20 protein-coding genes are annotated in these 22,313 nt (G+C 70.9%); all 20 read left to right on the top strand.

What is annotated here, in order from left to right; all coding sequences use genetic code 11:
- The coding region (locus A6A27_RS37665; protein ID WP_443190033.1) for a TraG/VirB4 family ATPase at nucleotides 1-452 on the top strand (452 nt) is incomplete at its 5' end.
- Nucleotides 453-523: 71 nt separating this feature from the next.
- The gene (locus tag A6A27_RS37670; protein WP_241825649.1) at nucleotides 524-2,986 is read left to right on the top strand and encodes a helicase HerA domain-containing protein; all 2,463 of its coding nucleotides are present in this window, start codon (nucleotides 524-526) and stop codon (nucleotides 2,984-2,986) included.
- Nucleotides 2,987-3,251: 265 nt separating this feature from the next.
- Entirely contained in the window at nucleotides 3,252-4,160 is a 909-nt protein-coding gene (locus A6A27_RS37675; RefSeq protein ID WP_073839440.1) for a replication-relaxation family protein, read from the top strand.
- Nucleotides 4,161-4,630: 470 nt separating this feature from the next.
- On the top strand, nucleotides 4,631-5,446 hold the full coding sequence (locus tag A6A27_RS37680; protein ID WP_198940627.1) for a hypothetical protein: 816 nt from the start codon (nucleotides 4,631-4,633) through the stop codon (nucleotides 5,444-5,446).
- A gap of 631 nt (nucleotides 5,447-6,077) precedes the next feature.
- Nucleotides 6,078-6,914 carry a hypothetical protein gene (locus A6A27_RS37685; protein ID WP_073839441.1) on the top strand — a complete coding sequence of 279 codons (837 nt, stop codon included), beginning with the start codon at nucleotides 6,078-6,080 and terminating at the stop codon, nucleotides 6,912-6,914.
- Nucleotides 6,915-7,006: 92 nt separating this feature from the next.
- The gene (locus A6A27_RS37690) at nucleotides 7,007-7,645 is read left to right on the top strand and encodes a GGDEF domain-containing protein (protein ID WP_073839442.1); all 639 of its coding nucleotides are present in this window, start codon (nucleotides 7,007-7,009) and stop codon (nucleotides 7,643-7,645) included.
- 81 nt (nucleotides 7,646-7,726) lie between these two features.
- A complete protein-coding gene (locus tag A6A27_RS46590; RefSeq protein WP_241825647.1) occupies nucleotides 7,727-8,569 on the top strand; it encodes a hypothetical protein in 843 nt (280 codons plus the stop codon).
- A 98-nt stretch (nucleotides 8,570-8,667) separates the two neighbouring features.
- On the top strand, nucleotides 8,668-9,198 hold the full coding sequence (locus tag A6A27_RS37700) for a hypothetical protein (RefSeq protein ID WP_073839443.1): 531 nt from the start codon (nucleotides 8,668-8,670) through the stop codon (nucleotides 9,196-9,198).
- Nucleotides 9,199-9,245: 47 nt separating this feature from the next.
- Entirely contained in the window at nucleotides 9,246-10,295 is a 1,050-nt protein-coding gene (locus tag A6A27_RS37705; RefSeq protein WP_073839463.1) for a C40 family peptidase, read from the top strand.
- Between the two features lie 95 nt (nucleotides 10,296-10,390).
- Complete coding sequence (locus tag A6A27_RS37710; RefSeq protein ID WP_143194392.1) at nucleotides 10,391-11,275, top strand: hypothetical protein; 885 nt, start codon at nucleotides 10,391-10,393, stop codon at nucleotides 11,273-11,275.
- The gene (locus A6A27_RS37715; RefSeq protein WP_073839445.1) at nucleotides 11,272-12,387 is read left to right on the top strand and encodes a DUF4314 domain-containing protein; all 1,116 of its coding nucleotides are present in this window, start codon (nucleotides 11,272-11,274) and stop codon (nucleotides 12,385-12,387) included. Before A6A27_RS37710 ends, A6A27_RS37715 begins: the two co-directional genes overlap by 4 nt.
- Nucleotides 12,380-12,682: a hypothetical protein gene (locus A6A27_RS37720; RefSeq protein WP_073839446.1), complete on the top strand. Its 303-nt coding sequence runs from the start codon at nucleotides 12,380-12,382 to the stop codon at nucleotides 12,680-12,682. Before A6A27_RS37715 ends, A6A27_RS37720 begins: the two co-directional genes overlap by 8 nt.
- Before the next feature lie 572 nt (nucleotides 12,683-13,254).
- On the top strand, nucleotides 13,255-13,641 hold the full coding sequence (locus A6A27_RS37725) for a hypothetical protein (RefSeq protein ID WP_073839447.1): 387 nt from the start codon (nucleotides 13,255-13,257) through the stop codon (nucleotides 13,639-13,641).
- A 24-nt stretch (nucleotides 13,642-13,665) separates the two neighbouring features.
- Entirely contained in the window at nucleotides 13,666-14,421 is a 756-nt protein-coding gene (locus tag A6A27_RS37730) for an ATP-binding cassette domain-containing protein (RefSeq protein ID WP_083673187.1), read from the top strand.
- Nucleotides 14,418-15,680 carry a hypothetical protein gene (locus A6A27_RS37735; RefSeq protein WP_143194393.1) on the top strand — a complete coding sequence of 421 codons (1,263 nt, stop codon included), beginning with the start codon at nucleotides 14,418-14,420 and terminating at the stop codon, nucleotides 15,678-15,680. The genes A6A27_RS37730 and A6A27_RS37735 overlap by 4 nt, the downstream gene beginning before the upstream one ends.
- On the top strand, nucleotides 15,677-16,297 hold the full coding sequence (locus A6A27_RS37740; protein ID WP_073839449.1) for a hypothetical protein: 621 nt from the start codon (nucleotides 15,677-15,679) through the stop codon (nucleotides 16,295-16,297). The genes A6A27_RS37735 and A6A27_RS37740 overlap by 4 nt, the downstream gene beginning before the upstream one ends.
- 165 nt (nucleotides 16,298-16,462) lie before the next feature.
- Nucleotides 16,463-18,136 (top strand): IS21 family transposase, encoded by a 1,674-nt coding sequence (istA, locus tag A6A27_RS37745; RefSeq protein WP_073839450.1) that lies wholly within the window; start codon nucleotides 16,463-16,465, stop codon nucleotides 18,134-18,136.
- Nucleotides 18,133-18,951 (top strand): IS21-like element helper ATPase IstB, encoded by an 819-nt coding sequence (gene istB / locus A6A27_RS37750; RefSeq protein ID WP_274534625.1) that lies wholly within the window; start codon nucleotides 18,133-18,135, stop codon nucleotides 18,949-18,951. The genes istA and istB overlap by 4 nt, the downstream gene beginning before the upstream one ends.
- Before the next feature lie 501 nt (nucleotides 18,952-19,452).
- Nucleotides 19,453-20,583, top strand: a complete 1,131-nt coding sequence (locus tag A6A27_RS37755; RefSeq protein WP_073839451.1) for an AAA family ATPase — start codon at nucleotides 19,453-19,455, stop codon at nucleotides 20,581-20,583.
- A 13-nt stretch (nucleotides 20,584-20,596) separates the two neighbouring features.
- Nucleotides 20,597-22,195 carry a VWA domain-containing protein gene (locus A6A27_RS37760; protein WP_073839452.1) on the top strand — a complete coding sequence of 533 codons (1,599 nt, stop codon included), beginning with the start codon at nucleotides 20,597-20,599 and terminating at the stop codon, nucleotides 22,193-22,195.
- The last annotated feature ends 118 nt before the right edge of the window (nucleotides 22,196-22,313 follow it).

The following is a 22,313-nucleotide window of genomic DNA, read 5'->3' on the forward strand; positions in this document are numbered from 1 at the left end:
CGATCTGGCGGCAGGTCGACGCACCCGGCCGTATGGCCGCGCGGCGGCTCGTGGTGGTGGACGAGGCGTGGCTGCTGATGCGCGACGGTGAAGGTGCCCGGTTCCTGTTCCGCATGTCCAAGGCCGCCCGCAAACGCCATGCCGGACTGACCGTCATCACCCAGGACGTCGCCGACCTGCTCGGCACCGACCTCGGCCAAGCCGTCGTCGCCAACGCCGCCACCCAAATCCTGCTCAAGCAGGCCCCGCAGGCCATCGACGCCATCGGTGACGCCTTCGGGCTCACCGCCGGCGAACGCCGCCTGCTCCTCGCCGCCCGGGTCGGCACCGGCCTGCTGATCTCCGGCACCAACCGGACCAGCTTCGAAGCCATCGCCTCCCAAGCGGAGCACCAGCTGTGTACGACACGCCCGAGCGAACTCGCCGACCTCGACGAGGGAGACGACCTGTGACCCCGTCTACCACCTACCTCGTGTATGACCCGCCGCCGCCCAGCGCGTCCGGGCCAGGCGCTGGCGTCGCCGTGGCGCCCACCGGCGTCACCCGCTGGGTGCTCGAGGCCGCCGAATGGGTGGGGCAGCGGCCGTGGCTGCTCGCCGTCGCCGCCGGCTTGCTCGTGGCGCACGTCGCCGGCCGGAATCTCCTCGCAGGGTGGCGGCACCGCCGGCACAGTGATGGCGCGAGGCTCGTGACGATCGCGCCACCACCCGAGGTCGATCCGCACTGTGCGTCCGCGCTGTGGGCCAACCTCGCCGGCACCCTCACCCCGTCCCGGCGCCGCCGCTGGCTCTACGGCAGCCCGCACGTCGCCTGGCAGTACACCTGGGCGGGACGACGACTGCTTATCTCCATCTGGGTGCCCGGCACCGTCCCATCCGGCGCGGTCGAAGCGGCCGTGCGCGCCGCGTGGCCGGGCGCCGCGTGCATCACCGACGACACCCCCGCGCCGCCCGTCCCGCTCGACGTGCCAGCGGTGGTGGGCGGATATCTGCTGCCCACCGCCGCCGAGTGGCTACCGCTGCGCATCGACCACGACAACGACCCGTTGCGCGCGTTGATCTCCGCCGGCTCCGGGCTGCGGGCCGGCGAGTATGCCTGCGTGCAGGTCCTCGCCCGTCCCGCCGCGTCCCGCCGCGCCTCGCGTGCCCGACGCACCGCCGGCAGGTTGCGCGACGGCAAGACTGCCGTACCCGCCGTCAACCCGGCCGCGCCGCTGCTGTGGCTCGTGGAGGCATTCCTACCCGGCAGCGCCTCCAGCGCGCGCCGACCGTGGCCGACGGGCCGCCGCGATCCTGCGCTGGAACGCGACGTGCGTGCCATCCTCGACAAGACCTCCCACCCTCTGTGGGAGACGGCCATCCGATACGCGGTCGGTAAGGACAGTCGACGTGCTGGCACCGATCCGCGGCCCCGGCTGCGGGGTATCGCCGGCACTATCGCCGCCTCTTTCGCCGTGTATTCCGGCCGTAACGGGCTTTCCCCGCGGGCCGGTATGCGGGTCCCCGCTGCGGTTCTCGCGCGGCGGCGCCTCGGCGCCGGGTTCCTCACCTCCACGCCCGAGTTGGCCGCGCTCGCCGCGCTGCCCCAAGATCTGGCGGTGCCTGGGCTGGACCGGGCGCGGGCGAAGTCGATGCCCGCCCCGGTCGCCGTGCCGAGCGGCGGGCGTGGCGCCAAGGTCCTCGGCACCGCCGAGGTTGGCGGCCACGGCGTGGCGCTGTCCGTGCCGGATTCGAGGTATCACCTGCATGTGATCGGATCCACTGGCAGCGGGAAGACGACGCTGTTGGTCAACATGGTCGTGGACGACATCACCGCCGGCCGCGGCACTGTCGTCATCGACCCGCACGGCGACTTGGTTCTGGACATCCTCGACCGGCTTCCTGCCTCTGTCGCCGATCGTCTCGTCATCTTCGACCCGGACCAGCCGAATTCGCCGACCATCAACCCTCTTGCCGGGGACGATCCCGACCTGGTCGTGGACAACCTGGTGTCGATCTTCGGGACTATTTTCGCTAAGGCGTGGGGGCCTCGGATGGACGACGTGATGCGGGTGGCCTGCCTGACCCTGTTGCGTCATGCCAACGTGACCCTGCAGCACATCCCGCCCTTGTTGAACTCGGCGCAGTTCCGGTCGGCGATGACCGTCGACCTGGACGACCCGGCCGGCCTTTCGGGGTTTTGGCAGTGGTACGACGACCTGAACCCCGCTCTGCGCTCGCAGGTCATCGGTCCCGTCCTCGCCCGCCTGCGCGCGTTCCTGCTGCGTGACTTCGTCAAACGGAGCATGCGCTACCCGCGCTCGAGCTTCGACATGGGCAAGGTCCTCGACGGCGGCGCGCTGCTCGTTCGGATTCCGAAAGGCCAGCTGGGTGAGGACACCAGCAAGCTGCTGGGCTCTTTGGTCCTGGCGCAGGTGTGGCAGGCCGCCACCGCCCGCGCGCGCATCGCCCCCGACAAACGCCGGGACGCCACCCTGGTCATCGACGAGGCGCAGAATTTCCTCACGCTCGCCAACAGCCTGGACACGATGCTCGCCGAGGCCCGCAAGTACCGGCTGTCCCTCGTGCTGGCCCACCAGGACCTCGCCCAGTTCCCGAAGGACCTCCTCGCCGCCGCCTCGGCGAACGCCCGCAACAAGGTCTACTTCTCGTGCGCGCCCGAGGACGCCCGCGTCCTTGCCCGCCACACCCTGCCCGAGCTCGACGAGCACGACCTGACCCATCTCGACGCCTACACCGCCGCGGCGCGTCTCGTCGTCGACGGCCGCCAGACACCGGCATTCACCATGAAGACGCGCCCGCCGAAACCGGTGGTCGGGGCGGCGACCGCGATCCGGCAGGTCGCCGCCGACGCCATCAAACCCCAGGACACCAGCGCCATCGACGCCCTCGTCGACCGGTTCTCCCGCCCAGACAAGAGCGACCGGCCCGCCGAAGCGGACACTCGTGTCGCCAGGCGGAGCAGCCGGCCTTCCCGCCTCGCCTGACCGCCAACCGGCGTGTGGCCGGAACCGTCGCCGTCAGCGGCGGCGTGGGCTGATCCGGCGGCCCGGTGGGCTTTCCATGGCGCCTTCCGCTGCGGCTTCACCGCGCCTTCACCACCTCTCACGACCTCCCGACCGGCACCGCCGCGGTATCCGGCTGTCAGCGCAGCACACCGCCGTGAGGAGCTCGGCTGAACGGCGGTGACATTTCCAGACTCCCTCTCCATGGGGAGGGAGTCTCTTTGTCTACTCCCTGAGGAGATCTCTCGTGTCCCGCGAATCCACCAATCGTGAGTCCCGCCCGTCACGCTCCCCCTCCAGCAAACTGCAGCGGCTGGCCCACCTGCGTCGGCTGACCCTGCGCGACCGTCAACTGCTGGCCTGGCTCGCCGAGCACTATGTGCTGTCCACCGCCCAGATCGCCACGGCTCTGTTCCCGTCACCGCGCTCCGCGCGGCTGCGCCTGGCCGCCCTGCATCGCATCGACGCGGTGCACCGCTTCGTCGACGTCACCACCGGCGACGGCCAACACCTCTATACCCTCGGCCCCCTCGGCATGCTGGTGCACCCGAGCACCTACACCGACCCCGAGCACCCTGATGCCCGGCCGCCGCGCTCCAGCATCGAACGTACCGAACGCATTATCGGCAGCCCCCGCCTGCGGCACCTGCTCGGCGCCAACCAGCTCTTCATCGACCTGCACGGCTACACCCGCACCGATCCCAGCGCGAAGCTGGCACGGTGGTGGTCCGAGCAGCACGCCACCGCCGCCTACACCCTCGCCGGCATCCGCCCCGACGGGCACGGCATCTGGTCGGCCGCTGGCCGGTCTGTCGGGTTCTTCCTCGAGCACGACAACGGCACCGAACCCCTGGGCAGGGTGCTGCGCAAGCTGCGCGGCTACGAACGCCTCGCCGAGTTCGGCCCCCGTTACCCCGTTCTTCTGCGGGTGCCGGCCCGGCGCCGCGAAGCCCACCTCCTCGACGCTCTCTCCGGTGTGCCGACGGTGATGCCCGTGGCCACCGGCCTGCACGACGAGCACCCCGCCGGCCCTGCCTGGACCCTCGCCGCCGAGCCTGGCTCACGTCGGTGGCTGCACGATCTGCCCTCCGACCACGGCCCCCGCAACACCGCCACGAACCCTCACCGCTACACCGACACCGACGGCGGCCGCTGACACCCAGGTCCCCGCTCACCGCGCAGGTCGCGGCCCTGCCGCACCCCCAGTTTCCTTGCTGACTGTCACACCGCAAGATCGGCTGTGAGTGGATCGACCACTCACAGCGCGAAATGCCTCACCCGCCGGACAGCGGCTGTTGATCTCTCACGGTGCAGGTCAACCGCCTTTCCTGCCGCTGTTGCCGCTGGGATGGGCTGTGAGTGGCAGCCGCTACCTTTCCGGCAACACCACACCCCAGATATCGCTCCGCCCCGGTTCGGTCCCACCTCCGGGATCCCCGCCGCACCCCAGCGGTACGCGACGCCCACCCGCTTCGGCCGGTCGGCACGCGGCCCGCGCGGCGGCCCCTCGAGGTCGCACCAGCCACCCGCACCACCTCTTCGCCTTCTGCCTTAATCCGACCCACGCACCCGGTGGGCCGGTCGATCCTGCGCGCCCGCGCGCACCCATCGAAGGAGGACAGCCGTATGTCCACTGTCAACGGCACCCCGCTGACCCGCCACGGCAGCCGTGTGTCAGCCATCCCGGCACGACCGGTGAAGGCGATGCCGGTACCCGCGCCCCGCCCGGTTTCCACCCGGGCCGCCACCAACGCGCGGCCAACTGTCACGCCGGCCCCGACCATCGCCACGATGGTCATCTGCCTGCCCGACGCGCTGCCTGCCGAGGCGCTCACGAGCCACCAGCTCGACACCCACTTCGGTGTCACCGGCACTCTCGCGCCCCTGTTCTGGGCGGTCGCGCAGCTGCGGGTGTGGCAGCGCCGGCAGATGATCGGGCTGCGCAAGGGTCGACCCGCGCCGTGCGCGGGCGGACCGGTGCGGCTGCTCGACCTACACGGAATGCGCCGGGCTGCCGCTGTCGGTGCCGGGATCCGCTACCAGATCTGGCAGCGGGTTGTGCATGGCACGGCACCGGCCACCTCGTGGCCGGTGTTCGAAACCTGCCACCTCACCGACCCCGACCGCTACCCCCTCGACATGGCGATCGCGGACTTTTACGCCCAACCTCGTGTCCACGCCATGCGCCTGCACGCCGCCGCCACTGCCGGCCCTGGCCAGCCCGGTGTCGGCGAGCTGGAGATGTATCAGGCGGGGCAGATGGCCTACCAGCAGTACCGCGCCGCTAGCGCCGTTGCCGGCGACGCGATGCTCACCGCCGACGGCCGCAAGCTCGCCCCGGCCAGCGACGCCCTCGTCCACCGCATCACTTACCTCGAGCAGGCCCTGGCCTACCTCGACACCCTCGACCCCGATCAGCGGCTACTCGCCGTCGCTCTCTAACCCACACCGCCCACGCCCCGGCGTCGAGCGCAGCGGAATCCGCCGCGGGCCCAGTCCCATGTGTTGTTCCCCAGCGATCGGTCGATGCCGTGTCAACCGGCGGGGCCGGCTTTCCTCTGGGGCTGTCGACGCACCGCATCTGCATCAATGGCCAGCTGCCGCACCGCCTCACACCGCGGCGGTCAGTGCTCTACAGGCCGGGCGCCCCGGGCGTGGGGGTGCCCGCTCCCGCCTGGCCTGCACAGGCCGCCGTGTTCCTCTTCCAGCACTCTTCGTCGGGCCGGAGGCCCTCCCCACGGTGACCGCATCGTAGACGTGCTGCCCTTCGCGGAGCACGCCATGGCCTGCCCGGCCCACCGCATCACCGGACCGCAAGACGCGGGCGAGCGCAGCGAGGCGGGTCCTGGCCGGGCGTCACCCGCCGACGTCGAGTCCTCGTTCTAACCGCACCCAGCCGGCGCCCGCCGGCCGATCACTCATTCCTTCCCACGCGCGCCCGCCACGCCTCCGGCTGGCGACCGACCGCAGCGCGGATCTTGCGGGTTGTCCCGAGATCTGGTCATCGCACTTGATCAACGGCGCGATCGAAGCGTGGATCACTGCTGACCTTCACACCAGAAAGGACGTGCCCATGACGGATGCAACGGAGCCCGTGCCGGCGCACACGATGTTCACGGTCCTCGCCGCGCTCAGCGAGCTCGGCGAGGCCACTGCCACGGCCGTGGCCGAGCACGCCGGGCTCGGCTATTCCACGGCAACGGCGAAGCTGCGCGCCTGGGAGAAGACCGGGCAGGCCGAGCGGTTCCGCAGCGACGACAACCGCGCCATGTGGCGGTTGACCGACGTCGGCCGCACCACCACCGCCGCGCCACCGTCCACACGGGGTGCGGCTGACACTTCAACCGGCGGGGCCGCGGTCGCCACCTCGGACACGGCCACCCCGACCGATCCCCTTGGCACCGCTGGCGTGCCCGAACGGGGCGGCGAGCCTCCTGTACCGGTAGCCCGGGACGCGGACGGTGCTTCCCCGGCCCTGGCTTCCACCGGTGGCGCATCTGCTCCGCTGGACACGGTCACGTCTTCCCGTGGCGGCGGCGAGCAGTCGCCTTCGGGAGAGGCGGGCCACGACCGCCAGCAGTCCGACGGCACGTCCGACGACGGCGAGGCCCCGGGCGAGTCGAACCCCGACCCGCAGGGGCAGGAGGCCGCGACGGGGAACAGCCGTCGGGTGAAGGGCTCCCTGCGGGGTGCGGTCCTGGACATCTTCGAAGCGCACCCTGACCGCGAGTACAAGACCAGTGAGCTGTGCAAGCTCATCGACGCCGCGAACGCCGGCAGCGGCGCGAGGAAAGCCAGCCAGGGCGCGGTGTACAACGCGGCGATCAAGTTGGTCGCGGCCGGCACGGCCGTGCAGACCGTCGAACGCCCGGCCACTTTCCAACTCGCCCCCAGCGGTGGCGGCCAGTAGTCCCGACTCGTCAGGTAGCCCGAGGGCGGGCGTCGAAGTTTGGCGACTCACGCCCGCCCCCGGTGCTCCTTCCTAATCAAGGAGCGTTCCGAGTGTCTCCCATCCTGCAAGGAATCGTCACCACCGTCGGCGGGATCCTCGCCGGCCTCGCCCTCGCCAGCGCCCTGCTGTGGCGTCAACAGCAAGCCCTCGAAGTCGCCCGCTACCAGGCCAGCCACGACGAGATCACCGGGCTGCCCAACCGGCGGCTGTTCCTCACCCGACTGCGCGCCGCCCTCGCCGACCGGGCGGCGGTCGGGGTGGTGCTGCTCGACCTCGACGGGTTCAAGACCGTCAACGACACCCTCGGCCACGACACCGGCAACCTTCTGCTCGCCCACGTCGGTCGGCTCCTCTCCTCGCTCGACGCGCCGGTGGAGATCGCCGCTCGGCTGTCCGGCGACGAGTTCGCCCTCCTCGTGCGCGGCGACCACGAGGACGTGGCCGCTGCCGCCCGCGCCGCATGGCAGGCCATAGGCGCCGCCCCCTTCCCCCTCGACAGCGGCGAGGTCAGTGTCCGCGGCTCCGTCGGCTACACCCACAACCCCGCCTACCTGTCCACCAACCCCCGCCAGCTGCTGGCCGAAGCGGACGCGGCGATGTACCACGCGAAACGTTCCGGTACCGGTGTGCACGGCCACCGTCCCTTGGCCGCCCCAGTGGGGCGCAGCCGCGACCGCCACCACCACTGACAGATCTGACTCCTTGAGGGCCCCGCAACCACCCGGTTGCGGGGCCCTCCCCCGTTTTCCGCCCTGACAAGGGAGACCCCTGTGCTGTCTTTCACCGCTGTCCACGCCGTGGCTGGTTGCCTCCTGGCGACCGACGTCGACGCCGAGCATCTGGGCTGGGGCAAGCCCCCGACGCTGCTGCTCATCCACACCCGGCCCCTGCACACGGCCTCGCCCGCGCACGCTTTGCGCAGCGTGGAATTCCCGCTGCGCCGCGACGACCTGCTCGCCGACCCGGCCGGCCTGCCTGCCCTGCTGCACCGCCTCGCCGCAGGGTTGCGCCAGCCCCACGCGTCAACGCCCTACCAGGCCACCCTCCACACGATCGTCCGCCTGATCCGGGCGACCGAACCCGATGCGCGGCTGCTGGCCTGGGCCGCCTGCTACGACGACATCCGCGCTATCGGCGACGCGCCACGGCAGGCCCGCCGCATCGACGCCGTCGACACCGACGGCCGTCTCTACCAGCTCACCCATCCGCGCGGCGATGACCATCCGCTGCTGCTCATCGACGACACCCCGGACCCGGGTGACGTCCCCGCCACCTACCCAGGATTGACCGCCCTGCTCACCGCCACCGCCCAGCCGACCAGCAGCAACGACGGCGGTGGGGATGGCATGACCGGCCGGCGACGGCGACCTGACGCCAACGGCGAGGAGCCGATCTTCATCACGTGGGGGCCCGACGGGACGTCACTGCGCTGCCGGGTGTGCGGGGCCGTCGACGAGTTCGTTCAGGACGAGATGCCGTCCATGGCCGGCTTTGGCGAAGACACCTACATCCGCTGCGGCCGCTGCGGATCGGTCGAGACCAGCGACCCGATCTTCGGCTGGCGCGCCAAGCCCGCGCCTTGGCCGGCGCCCCCGCACCAGGAGGAGCCGTGACCGTCCCAGCTGGCGTCGGCACGTCCAGCGTCTCGGCCACCGGTGCGCGCACCTCACGCCCTCCCATTCCCGCATCCGCTGCGAAGGAGACCTGCCCCGTGAGCACCCACTGCTTTATCGGCGTCACCGATGCCGCGAACCCGCACCTTGTGCACGCCCGGTTCGTGCTCTTCGACGGCCTCCCAGGCGTCGTCGTGCCCACCCTCGCCGCGATCTGGGTCGGCCACGCCCACCGCGACGCCCAATCGCTGAGCACCGCGGTCCTCGCCTGCGACTGGGAGTACCTCGATCCGGCTATCACCGCTGCCACCGAATGCGGGTTCGTCGGGCAGCGCCCGGTGCCCGGCGTCGGCATGACCCTTGCCAACACCACCGACGGTGCCATCGAGGCACCGGAACCGGTCACCGTGTTCCCGCTGTCCCACGCCCGGCACCTCGACACGGAATGGATCTACCTGATCGACCCGCTCACCGCCACGGTCACGGTGCACACCGACGACGGGCAGCACTCGGCCCGCTACCGGCTCGCCGGCTGCCTGCCCCCGTCACCGGATGCCACCTGCACCCCCGCGAGCCGCTCTCCCGCGGCGCGCTACGCCCCGCAGCCGGCTGCGGGAGCCCCGCGGTGAACGGGCGCGGTCTCGCCGCAATCGTCGCCGGGGTGCTCGCGGTGCTGATGCTGTGCGCGGGCGGGATCGGAATGCTGTTCACCGGCGGTGGCACCGCCTCGGCCGCGTGCACGGTCGGCCCAGGCCGGCAGCCGTTGCTGCCCACCGTCACCATGTCCCCGCCCGCCGCCGAGGTGGGGGGCTGGACCGGCGAGCAGGTCACCAACGCAGCGGTGATCGTGTCCGTCGGCGTCGAGCTCACGGTCCCGCCGCGAGGCTGGGTCATCGCCCTGGCCACCGCCATGCAGGAGTCCACCCTGCGTAACCTTCCCGGCGGGGACCGCGACTCGGTGGGGTTGTTCCAGCAGCGCCCGTCCCAAGGCTGGGGCACACCCGCCCAATTACAGGGCCCGCGCTACGCGGCCGGCAGGTTCTACAACGCGTTGCTGGCCGTTGACGGTTGGCAGGTCATGCCGTTGACCGACGCCGCCCAAGCGGTGCAGCGATCCGCCTACCCGGGTGCCTACGCGAAGTGGGAGGACGACGCGATCGCCTTGGTCCGCGTCCTTGCCGGCGGCACCCCCGCCGGGCCCGTCGCAGGGGGTCTGGAGCGGGCGATGAGCAACCCGCTGTGCCTGTTCGACGCAGGTGACGGCCAGGCCGGCGGTGAGCAGGTGCCGCTGCCGGCGGGGTTCACCCTGCCGGCGGGCACGCCGGGGCCGGTCGTGACGGCGATCGGCTGGGCCCTGGCGCAGCTGGGCAGCCCGTACACCTTCGGTGGGGACTGCACCGCAGCACACTCCGGCATTCCCGCCCGCCAATGCGACTGCTCATCGCTGATGCAACAGGCCTACCGGGCCGCCGGCATCAGCCTGCCCCGCACCACCAGCGACCAGATCCATGCCGGCCGGCCGGTCACCGACTACCGGGACCTGCGGCCGGGGGACCTGCTGTTCATTCCTGGCAGCCGCGGCACCACCGCCAAGCCCGGGCACGTGGGTCTCTACCTCGGGCAGGGGCTGATCGTGCAGGCCCCGCACAGCGGCGACGTTGTCAAGATCAGCCGCCTGTCCGCGTGGGCTGCGCACCTCGCCGCCGCGCGCCGCGTCATCGGCTGAACCACCGCATCCACAAAGCGCGGATCCCGTCGGCCGGGCCGGCCTTCTGGGCGCCGGCCGCTGCGGATCCCCTTCCCTTCAGAGAGGACATCACCGTGACCGACACGGACCACACCAGCAGCAGGAAACTGCCGGGGTCCCGGCCTGAGGACCACACGGACTGGGTCGCCCTGGGCCGCTGGCTGCAGGACATCCAGAACACCCTGGTCCACCATGAGAGGACCCCGCGTTACGGCGACGACTTCTACGCCGAGGCGTTGCGCCGGCTGCTGAGCGACTCTCGCTGCGGCTGGATCAGCACTGCGGAGCACCTGTGGCTGCTCGACCTGCACACCCACGTGGACCGGCGCAACGCGCAGGAGGCGAATCGGCGGGCCCGTGAGGCCCGCGCCCGCTACGCCACTGCCTCCCGCAAGATCCGCGCTGAGTTGGCTGGTTGGCTGCGCCGGGTCACCAATGAGCGGACCGTGGCGGGCCGCTACCGCCGTGAGGGGGTGCTGCTCGCCGCCGACTGGCTCGACCCGGCCACCTCCGCATCCCCATACGCCGGTCTCCAGACCGGCGCCGTTTCCCGTAGCCCTCAGTTGACGGCCGTGTCGCCGGTCGGCTCGGACGTGCTGCTGGCGTTGCGGAACGCGGGTGAGCGTGAGGGACGGCTCGCTGTGGGTTGGTGGCAGCAGCACGCCCTCGAGGGGCGCGGCGCGTCCGAGCAGGCGCTGACCGCCCGGACGGTCCTGGGCGGTATCGACAGCAGCGACGACGGGGTCCTGGCGGCGTTGCCCCGCTTCGACGTTGCCGGCTACGACGCTGACCGGTACCAGGCCCACGCGCCGGCCGGCGCGCCGGGCTGGTCGGAGCTGCTCGACCACGATCAGGCGCTGGTGGTCGACGCGGTGCGGGACGGGTTCACCGACGCCGTCCGCGACGGTGTCGCCGCCCGCTGCCACGCCGTCCTGACGGCGCGGGCGGTGACCCGATGACCTACCAGCCGGGCGAGCGGGTGGCGCTTGAGCACACCAGCGACCCGCACACTCTGCTGCGTCCGGGTGACGAGGGCACGGTGCGCCACTACAACCCGGATCAGCAGGTCCTCGAGGTGAACTGGGACAGCGGTTCCCGCCTGTCGATGCTTCTGGGGGCCGGTGACCGCGTCCGCCGGCTCCCCGCCCCCACTGGCGACTCCGGCTGGGAGCAGGTGCTGGACGGCTTGCGGATCGCTGGCGCGGCGGCTGGCCGGGACGCAGCCGTGTGGTGGGCGCAGAACGTCATCGGCGGAAGGGCCACCGGCGACGTCCGCGAGGTCGCGCGGCAGGTGCTGGCCGGCATCGACGACGTGGACCCGCCCGTCATGGACGGGCTGCCCGCCGCCGACCGGTACGTCCTCGCCGAGGACCGCGACCGGTACGCCGAGCACGCCCCGCGGGGTGCCCCGGTGTGGGAGGACCTGACCGGCCGGCAGCGCGACCAGACGCGGTGGGCGTGGTGCGACGGGTTCGACAACGCCGCCGAAGCCGAGGTGGCCCGGCAGTGCCGGATCGTGCTGCACCCGCACGGCGACGACCGGGAGATGAGCCACCTGGCTCCCGACCGGGTGCGCCTGGGCGGGCCGGGCGTCTTCGCCGGGGACTGGGCGTGGACGCCGAACGGCGACGGGGAGATGCGGATCCGGGTCGGGTTCGTCGGCACGCTGGTGGACACGTGGAACGGGTGGGTGGTGTTCACCTGCACCCGGCAGGTGGCCGAGGCGATCGTCGCCGACCAGCGCGACGCCCGCGACCGCTGCCGGCAACAGCTCGCCGCCGAGGGCATCAGCGGCCAGCGGCTGGACCGGATGGTCGACGAGTCCATGGGGCGGCTGTGGTTCGACGGCGACGTCATCGTCGCCGATGAAACCCGCGTGCACGACGACCCGGACGCCACCGAACGGATCAGCCCCGACTCGGACGGCCAGTACAGGGTGATGGGCCGGGCCTGGACCTGGCTGCCGGTGCACCCGTACGACTGCGACCGCATCGCAGGCGACATCCCCGACCCGCCCTCCGCCGCCAGCACTGCACGAACGCCGACGACGACGGGAGCAGCTGATGCCTGACGATCTGACTGACGAGTTCGGCGAGTACGCCCACGAGGAAATCTTGCAAGCCCTCGTCCTGAGGCTGCTGACCAGCGCCGACCTGGACGAGCTGTGCGACGACGTTGACCTGCCGCAGCTCACCCACGACGACGGGCTGCCGGTGGCGATCACGTCGGCGCGCACGTACCGGGACGCGGGGGTCCTGACTTTGGACCGCGGGGTGTGGCTGGAGCTGTCCGACGGCAGCGTCTTCGGCCTGACCATTGGCATTTCCCGCCGCCCCCGCGGCGAGGTCACCCTCCGCCGCAGGTAACCGCACTGGCGCACCGTCGCCGGATCGACTTGATCAATCCCGGCGCCGGTGCGTTCCTTGTCGTCGCCCACCACCCGATGGCGGGGACATCACCGAGCCGCAGCCCTTCTGAGCTGCCTGAGTTCGGCACCTTGAGCGGGCACCGGGTGGACAGGTTTTTCGGGTACCACCGTGGCCGACTGTGTTGTTGGCACTCGTAGCCGTGGGCCATGATCGGCACCTTCTTGCGGGGCCATCTGTTTGGCGTTTCGCCATGATCGGCACGTTCTCTGGGTGCCATCGCGCAAGCCCGCCGTGGTGCGAACCATGAGGTAGGTGGCTGCTTCTGGCGAGGCGGGCGTGGTGGAGTCGCCGAGAGAATTGGTGTAGATATATATGCATTCACCGGAGACAGCCCTCTTCATCACTGATTGGTAAGCATCGGAACAGGGTCGACTTCCGACTTCCGCAAATAACAGACAGCAACCGTGATTAACATTGACGCTGGCTACTGCGAGCGCTTGAGTGGTTTCGACTAGTCATCGTTGCAGCTGCGCACGTGTGCTATCCGTCAACGAGGATCGGAGAATCGCATGAGGCGATCGGCGGCAGCCGTGATGGCCGTCGCCCTCGGGCTGTCCACTATCGCGGTGGCCAGTCCGGCATGGGCGGAACCGCCAGGCTGCTCCCACGGCTACCCGGACATCTACGAGGAGAGTCCCGGCTACATGACCGCGTACGGAAGCGGGTCATGCAGCGCGTCCGAGACGCGCACGTTCCGGGTCGAGATCAAAAGGGATGTGTCGGGCCTGCCCGACCCGGTCGTGTCCAGCTACGACGACCGGCACACGGGCATGAGCTACTACGCTGAGACCAGCAGTTGCGACGGCGGACGGAACGCCAAGTACTACGGCCGAACGTTCTTCACGTCGAGTCCAACCTACAAGGACAGCCCGCACATCACTGTGAACACCTGCTGACCTGACGCAATCGGGGGACCCGCGATGGACGACCCAATCATTGGGCACGGACTGGCGCAGCGGTACGGGAAGCGGAATGTGTTTCGCGATCTCGATGTCGTCGTTCCGCGCGGCGTGGCGATTCTGTTGGGGCCGAATGGCGCCGGGAAGACCACGCTGTTGCACACCATCGTGGGTCTCAAGCGTCCCGAGGTGGGGAATCTCCACGTGCTCGGTCGGGATGTCCTGCGCCGCGGCGGCCTTCGGGCCGTCGCGGCGCGGATCGGATTTCTGCCTCAAGTCGTGTCCCACTATCCCGGCTACACCGTCCGGGAGGCCGTCGCCTATGCCGCGTGGCTCAAGGGCGTGCCGGAGCGAGACATCGGCTCGAAGGTGGATCGGGCGCTCGCGTTGATGCGCCTGTCCGGCCGTGCCGGGTCACGGATGAGCAGCCTGTCGGGTGGGCTACTGCGCCGGACGGGGATCGCCCAGGCGATCGTGCACGAGCCAGCGTTGCTCATTCTCGACGAGCCGGCGGCCGGGTTGGACCCCCAGCAGCGCATCGAGCTGCGCCGCGTCCTGCGCGCGGTCGCCGGCTTGGCCACCGTGTTGGTCAGTACGCACGTGGTGGAAGATGCCCGGCACGTCGCCGACACGATCATCGTGCTCAACGAGGGGACGGTGGTGTTCACCGGAACGGTCGACGGGCTGGAGGGTCTCGCCAGGCCGGGGGTGGACGGGGACAGTGATCTGGAGCGCGGCTACCTGAGCGCGTTGCAGCAGTCGGCGGTGCCGGCGTGACCCCGGTCAGGATCGAGCTGCGCCGAGGGCCAGGCTTGTGGAGCCTTCCCGTTCTGGTGGTGATCGGCGTGTTCGCGGCCCGTGCCCAACTTGATACGGACACCATCTGGTCGTATGCCACGGGCGCGGCGACGAGCGCCCCCATGCTGATGGCGCCGCTGGCGGTGGGCCTTGCTGCTTGGGCGGGAGGCCGCTCACAGCGCCGTGGAGCTAGCCAAGCCTGGCTGCTGGCGGGGCGCGACCCGGCACACGCGCCACTGGTCGAGGCCGGGGTGCTGGTGGCCTGCGCCGTTGTCGCCTACGCCCTGGTGGCGACGGCGACGCTGCTACCCACAGCGGTTGCCGCGACGTGGGGCGGCCCGTTTTGGTGGTGGCTGGCGTCTGCCGGGGTCGGGTTCGCCGCCGCCGTCGCGGCCGCCTACGGGGTGGGCGTGCTGGTGCCGGGGAGGCTCATCCCGTTCGCCACCGCTCTGGTCACCTACCTGGCCACGACCTGGAACCTCGGGCAGATTGGCACCTGGCATGCGATGTTCCCGGTCACCATCGAGATGATCCTGCCGTTCAACGCGCCGCACACCCAGACCATGCGGGGGCAGTTGCTGTGGTTCGCTGGCCTGGGTTTGCTGGCCCTCGCGCTGGTCGCCGTCAAGGTGCGTTCATCAGCGCGGCTGGTGATCCCGGCGGTCGGGCTGTCCCTCGCCCTGGCTGTCGGCGGCGCCGCTGTGGTGATCGGCGAGAACGGCCGCTATGTCGACCTGAACCGCCACATCACATGGTCCTGCTCGGGCAGCTCGCCGCAGGTGTGCATCCACCCCGCCTTCGCCGACAGCCTCGCGCCAATCAGCCAGCGGGCGCAGGCGATCAGCCAGCGCCTGGCCTCGACACCGTTTGCCATCACCCGGGTCGAGCAGCGACCCCGAGGCGTTGGCAGCCTACCCACACCAGGCGCGATCGCCTACGCCATCGACGCGCCCGCCGACGACGACTACGACCGCGCGGGCTTCGACATTGCCATCGCCGCCCTCGGCGTCCGCTCCTGCGGCCGCGGGCCCCTACGCGACACCGACGCCCACGCCATGGCGCAACTCCTCGTCGCCTGGGTAGTCGGGGACGAGAGGTGGTTCGTGCCACGCGGCCCCGAACAGCAGCAGGCGAAGGCTCGTTTTCTGAACCTGCCGCTGGCAGGCCAGCAGCAGTGGCTCACCACCCACGCCGATGCTGTCCGCACCTGTTCCCTGACCCCGCAGTCGTTCACGTGACCGGCCCGCGCCTACTGCTGAAGTCGCGACGGGCGGCCCCGCTCCTGCTGGCCCTCGTCGCCGTCGCAGTCCTCTCCCACGAGTTCGGCGGCCAGCGTCTACTCGTCGGCGCCACCGAGCCAGTTCCGCTGCCGTGGGCTGCGGTCCTTCCCGCGATCACCGCCTACCTCACCGTGGTCGCGGCATGGTCGGCGCTGCCGCTGGAGGAGCACCTCAGCGTCCGCCGCATCGACCTCTACGACCTGCTTTATCTCGCCGTGGCCGCCCTGATCGGCGCCGGACTGGTCGCATGGGCAGCCCAGCCGCTCATCGGCACCATCACTGAGCCAGGCGCAGTGCGCAACTACCTCGGACTGCTCGGCTACTCCCTGCTCGGCGCCACCGCCTTCCGCCTCAGCATGGGCTGGACGGTGCCCACCATGCTGCTCACTATCGGCCTGGTCGTCGCCGGCGCCAGCGCCGACTTTCCGCCGCTGGACTGGCCAGCCCGCCACGACACCGAGCCGACGTCCTGGGCCATCAGCATCGCGATCCTGCTCGCCGGACTGGCGGCTTTCGCCAGCCCCACACGCCGGCACGTCCTCGCCCTGCGCGCAGCACGCACCGAACCCGACTGACGCTCACCACGGCGATCCGCGAACGCTGCATGCAGCAAGAGGTTCAGATGCCGGCCTTGCTGCAACCTCGACCTCGACACGCGGCAGTGGCCGTTATGCCCGCCTTGCTCGACTTGTCGACATGGGTGGGCTTTAGCTTGATCCCGGTCATATCGGGAGGCCAGGTTGTTCACGCGTGTCGAATTGTTCGAGCGCATTCGCGCTGATCGGCGGGCTGATCCGTCCGTTTCGCAGCGGGAGTTGGCGCGCCGGCACCGGGTGTCGCGCCGCACCGTCCGTGCGGCGTTGGCGTCGGCGGTTCCGCCGCCGCGCAAGCCGCCGGTCCGGGGGCGGCCGCTGGCACTGGGGCCGGTGCTCGCCGCGGTGGACGAGATGCTGCGCTCGGACGTGGTCGGCCCGCGCAAGCAGCGGCACACGATCGAGCGGATCTGTCAGCGCCTGGCCGTCGAGCACGGTTTCACCAGCGCGTCGTACTCGACGGTGCGCAACTATGTGGCCCGACGCCGGCCGCAGATCCTCGCCGAGGCGCGGGAGGGCCGTGGGCACCTGGACGGGATGGTGCCGCAGGTCCACCCGCCGGGTGAGGAGGCGGAGGTCGACTTCGCCGAGGCGTTCGCCGTTGTCGGTGGCACGCAAATGAAGTGTTACCTGTTCACGCTGCGGATGTCGTACTCGGGCAAGGCGGTGCACCGGGTGTTCGCCTCGCAGGGCCAGGAGGCGTTCATGGAGGGCCACGTCGAGGCGTTCCGGGTCCTCGGCGGGGTGCCGACCCGGCACATCCGCTACGACAACCTCAAACCTGCCGTGCGGCAGGTGCTGTTCGGCCGCGGCCGGGTCGAGTCGCAGCGATGGGTGGCGTTCCGCTCCCACTACGGCTTCCACGCCTTCTACTGCCTGCCCGGCAAGGACGGCGCGCACGAGAAGGGCGGGGTGGAGCACGAGGGCGGCCGGTTCCGCCGCAATCACCTGGTCCCGCCGCCGCAGGTCGCGTCCCTGGCCGTTAACGACCGTCTGGCCGACATCGACACGGCCGAGGACGCCCGGCACGTGCACGGTGCGCCGGCCAGCATCGGGTTCAACTTCGCCGCCGAAGCGCCGCTGCTGCACCCGCTGCCGGCCGATGACTTCGAGCTCGGCACCACGCTCACGCCGCTGGTGCGCCGCAACGCCCGCATCGTGGTCCGGCAGTGCTACTACTCGGTGCCCGCCCGGTTCATCGACCGCAAAGTCCGGGTCAGCCTGCGCGCCAACGAGGTCCTCGTGTTCGACGGCCGGCAGGTCGTCGCCCGCCACCCGCGGCTGTCGCGCCGCTACGACTACCGCGACGACCTGGACCACTACCTGGAGATCCTCCTGGTCAAACCCGGCGCCCTGGCCGGGTCGACCGCGTTGGCGCAGGCCCGCGCCGAGGGGTCGTTCACATCGGTGCACGACGCGTTCTGGGCCGCCGCCCGCACCGCGCACGGCGAGGCCGAAGGCACCCGGGCGTTGATCGAGGTGCTACTGCTGCACCGGCAGCTGCCGCACGCGGCGCTGGTCGCCGGGATCACCGCCACTGTCAGCGCCGGCTCCTGCAGCCCCGAGCTGGTCGCGATCGAGGCCCGCAAGGCCGCCGACGCGGGCACCGTCGCCGACTCGTCGGACGTCGCGGCATCCGTCGACGAGGGCGCCGAGGACGGGCTCGAACTCGCCGAGCCCGTTGACGACCCATCTCCCGGCGGGGCTCGCGTGATCTCCCTGCACACGCGGCGGCTGCCCTCGGGCACCGAGCACAAACCACCGCCGATGAGCGTCTACGACCAACTGCTGTCCCACCGAACGAAAGGCACAACCGCGTGAGCGCGAACGCTTCCACCGCCAAGGTGTCCCGCACCCCACGGCCCCGCCAGTCCGCCCCCGGCATCGACCCGATCGACGCCGCCATCGACACCGCGTGCACCGAGTTGCGCCTGCCCAGCATCCGCGACCGCTACGCCGACATCGCCGAACAGGCGCTGCGCGACCGCGCCAACTACAAGGGCTTCCTGCTCGACCTGCTCCGCGCTGAGATCGCCGACCGCGACGAGCGGCGCAAACAACGCCTCGTCCGCGACGCCGCGTTCCACCGGCCCAAGCGCCTGGAGGACTTCGACTACGACGAGAACCCTCAGGTCGACGCCGTCTACGTCAACAACCTCGCCAACCCCGCCTGGGTCAGAGCCGGCGCGCCGCTGGTCCTGGTCGGCAACTCGGGCACTGGCAAGAGCCACTTACTCATCGGCATCGGCACCGCCATCGCCGAACACGGCCTGCGAGTCCGCTACACCACCACCGCGAACCTGGTCAACGAACTCGCCGAAGCCCACAACGAGAAACGCCTGTCCAAGACCCTCTACCGCTACGCCCGCTACGACCTGCTCTGCCTCGACGAATTCGGATACCTCAACCTCGACCGCACCGGCGCGAAACTGCTGTTCCAGATCTTCACCGAAAGCGAGGAACGCAAAGCCATCGCCGTCGCCTCCAACGCCCCGTTCTCCGAATGGGATAAAACCTTCACCGAGGAACGCCTCTGCTCCGCCATCGTCGACCGACTCACCTTCAACGGCTACCTCGTCGAGACCGGCAACGACTCCTACCGACTGCAGACCACCCTCGAACGCAACCGCATCTGACAGCCCCATCACGAACAGCGGCGCCGGGACGAACCGTCCCGGCGCCGCCGCGTCTCACCCTCACACAGAGAGCCGGGCTCCCCAGACCCCGCATCGGGAGCAGAGCCTGAAAGAACCCGGTCTGCCCCGATACTAACCAGCCCCAGCCCTAACGCAGCGCAGCGACCCACATCCAAAGCAGCGGCCTCGCCAACGCGGTGGAGCCCAAACAAAGTGCCGATCATGAACGCTCGCCAGCTGGTGCCCAAAGAAGCTAACGATCAAGGGTCGCCGATAGATCACGACGGCAGGTGGTGCCCGAAGAACCTGCCCGAGTGGTGCCGGTTCAACGTGCCGGAATCAGGCTGCCTGCTGAGCACCTCACGGAGCTTGCCGGCCGTCCTGCCAACGGGGGCCCGGCCTGTCAACCGCCCCGTCTCCACCGCGCGGACACCGCAACACCTTGCCCGCGCACCCGGAGACGGGGTGCGCGGGCCCAACCCCAGATCACAGGAGGTCTGCATGGACCCTGCAACCCCAACCCCAACCACCGGCGATCCCTCCCGCACACCAGACCAGGGTGACGGCCGCCGGCCCGGCTACCTCTACCGGCAGGTGGCCGCTCATCTGGCCGCGCATCCCGATCAGGTGTTCAAGGTCGGTGAGCTGACCACGGCGATCGCCGCCCGCTCGACCGGCGCGGTGTTCGAAGCCCTGAAGAAGATGGCCGCCGCCGGGTACGCCACCCATCAGACGGGCCCGCACCGGTTTCAGATCAGCCCGGCCGGGATCGACGCGGCCGGGACGATGCCACCGCCTGCCCCGCGCACACCCCGCAGTGGCCGCGGGGCAGGTCGGCGGCAGCCCGTCGCACGGCCCAACGGTGACCTGTACTTCCCCCGCAAGCTCGCGGGGGCCACCGACGTGGACGTGCTGTGCAGGCTGCGGGAGAAGCGTATCCCGGTGCTGCTGTACGGGCCGCCGGGTACCGGCAAGACCGCACTCGTCGAGGCCGCGTTCCCGGACCTGCTCACCGTCGCCGGGACGGGGGACACGGTGGTGGAGGACTTCCTCGGCAACTTCATCCCCCTCCCGGACGGTGGGTTCGAGTTCGTCTACGGGCCCCTCGTCACCGCCATGCGGGAAGGCAGGGCGCTGCTGGTCGACGACGCCACCCTTATCCCCCCGAAGGTCCTCGCCGTGCTCTACCCGGCCATGGACGGCCGGCGGGTCATCACCATCCCCGGCTACCGCAACGAACGCGTCGAGGCCGTCGACGGGTTCTACGTGATCGCCGGGCACAACCCGGGCGTGCACGGCGCGATCCTGACCGATGCCCTCGCCTCCCGGTTCGACGTGCACGTCGAGGTCACCACCGACTGGGACCTCGCCCGCCACCTCGGCGTTTCCAACCCAGCCGTGCAGGCCGCGATCGCGCTCAACGCCGACTTCGCCGCTGGACGTGTCAGCTGGGCGCCGCAACTGCGGGAGTTGCTCGGCTTCGCCCGTGTCCGCAGAACCCTCGGCCTCGCCGCGGCCGTGGCGAACCTCGCGGGCCGTGCCCCCGCCGACGACCGCGAGCAGGTCTTCGCCGCGCTGCGGCAGCAGTTCGGCACCGACATCACCGCGCTGACCCTCGGCAAACAGCGCTGACAAGGAGAACCTGATGCCTCACCCTCACCGTCACCTGCAGACCGGCCCGGCCGCGCCCACGGCGGGTGACCCGGACTGGCAGGTGTGGAGCGACGCCTGGACCCGGCACATCCCGACCCTGACCGGCCGCACCGACCTGACCGTCACCGTCGCTCCCGGCGCCGGTGGCGGCGCCCCTGCCTGCTGCTACCCGGACGCCGGCCGCATCGAGGTCGACGCCACCTACATCGGTGCGCCCGACGTCGCCAATCCCCGCCGTGCCGGCCACAAACGCCTCGTCCCGACCGCTTACGGGCTGCTGGTGCACGAAGCCGCTCACGCCGCGCACAGCCGCTGGCGCACCCCGCCCGGCACCCCGGCTGTGGTCGCCGCCGTCGCGGAGCTGCTGGAGGAGTCCCGCATCGAGTATCGGCAGCGCAGCCGTCGGCGCGGTGACCGCAGGTGGCTGCGGCACACCGTCACGACCCTGATCAGCCCCGACGACGCCGCTGTTGACGACCCCTGGCACGCCGCGCACCTTGCCGGTCTGCTGCTGGCGCGGGTCGACGCCCGCATCCTCACCGCCAAGGACACCAAAGGAATCCGGGCCGCCGTCACCACCGTGCTCGGGCGTAAGCGGCTGCTGCAGCTGCGCGACGTGTGGCGGCAGGCCCACGCCATCGACGACAGCGACGCCGACACGATGATCGATCTGGCGTGGCGGTGGTGCCGGCTGCTTGGCATCGACCCGCACCGGCAACCGCACACACCCGCCGCGGACGCGGGGGTGTTCGCTGGCCTGCTCGCCCAAGCGCTCACCGACTACCTTGCCCACACCGCCGGTCTCACACCCGCGCAGTACCGTGACCAGCAGATCAGCGGCCGTTTCTCGGCGCCCGCGACGTGGACCAGCCGCGACCCGACGGACGCCGAACGCGCCGCCGCCCGCACTTTCGCTGCACGGCTGCGCCGTGCGCGTACCCACCTCAAGGAACCCGATATCCGGCCGAGCCCGGTTCCGCCGGGACGGCTACGTACCCGCCACGCCATCACCGCGCAGGCGCAAATCGCCGCTGGCACCATGCCCACCGCCACGCCCTGGCAACGCCGTACCCAGTTGCCGCCGCGGAAACCGACCCTGCATCTGGGCGTCATCGTCGACGCCTCCTACTCCATGCGCCCCTACGCGGCGCCGATGTCGTCGGCCGGCTGGATCCTCGCCCACGCCGCCGGCAGCAACCAGGCGGTCACCGCCACCATCGCCTTCGGCAGCAGAGCGACCCTGCTCGTGCCGCCGCGGCGACGGCCCAGCCAGGTGCTGGAACTGGCCGCCGCCGGTGGCAGCAGGGCCTTCACCGACGCGGTGAAACTCGCCGACCAGCTGCTACAGCTGCGCCAACCCGGCCGGCTGCGGATGCTCGCCGTCGTCTCCGACGGCGACCTGCCCGACACCGGTCCCGCCCAGCGTCTCATCACCGCACTGCACCAGGCGGGCTGCCCGGTGCTGTGGCTACGCCCCGCCGACCTGCCCGGGCACACCTTCGCGGACACCACCACCGTCGAGGTCGCCGACCCGGTGCAGGCCATCGGGCACATCGCCGACGCCGCCGTCACCGCCCTCGAGCACGCCTGACTTCTCGGCTCAGGCCACCCGTCCTCGCCGAGGCCCCTCGCGGTCCACCAGACGACTGGCCCGCACGGCGGCGAGCGGCAACCAACTCAGAACACATCCCACCGTTTCGGCCGCCTGC

The sequence above is a fragment of the Micromonospora sp. CB01531 genome, from assembly GCF_001905095.1.
GTDB lineage: Bacteria > Actinomycetota > Actinomycetes > Mycobacteriales > Micromonosporaceae > Micromonospora.

Excerpts from the sequence above, each read along its gene's own strand:
- A6A27_RS37680 (WP_198940627.1), top strand. The coding sequence starts at position 4,631 with ATGTCCACTGTCAACGGCACCCCGCTGACCCGCCACGGCAGCCGTGTG.
- A6A27_RS37685 (WP_073839441.1), top strand. The coding sequence starts at position 6,078 with ATGACGGATGCAACGGAGCCCGTGCCGGCGCACACGATGTTCACGGTC.
- A6A27_RS37705 (WP_073839463.1), top strand. The coding sequence starts at position 9,246 with ATGCTGTGCGCGGGCGGGATCGGAATGCTGTTCACCGGCGGTGGCACC.
- A6A27_RS37715 (WP_073839445.1), top strand. The coding sequence starts at position 11,272 with ATGACCTACCAGCCGGGCGAGCGGGTGGCGCTTGAGCACACCAGCGAC.
- A6A27_RS37720 (WP_073839446.1), top strand. The coding sequence starts at position 12,380 with ATGCCTGACGATCTGACTGACGAGTTCGGCGAGTACGCCCACGAGGAA.
- A6A27_RS37725 (WP_073839447.1), top strand. The coding sequence starts at position 13,255 with ATGAGGCGATCGGCGGCAGCCGTGATGGCCGTCGCCCTCGGGCTGTCC.
- A6A27_RS37730 (WP_083673187.1), top strand. The coding sequence starts at position 13,666 with ATGGACGACCCAATCATTGGGCACGGACTGGCGCAGCGGTACGGGAAG.
- A6A27_RS37755 (WP_073839451.1), top strand. The coding sequence starts at position 19,453 with ATGGACCCTGCAACCCCAACCCCAACCACCGGCGATCCCTCCCGCACA.
- A6A27_RS37760 (WP_073839452.1), top strand. The coding sequence starts at position 20,597 with ATGCCTCACCCTCACCGTCACCTGCAGACCGGCCCGGCCGCGCCCACG.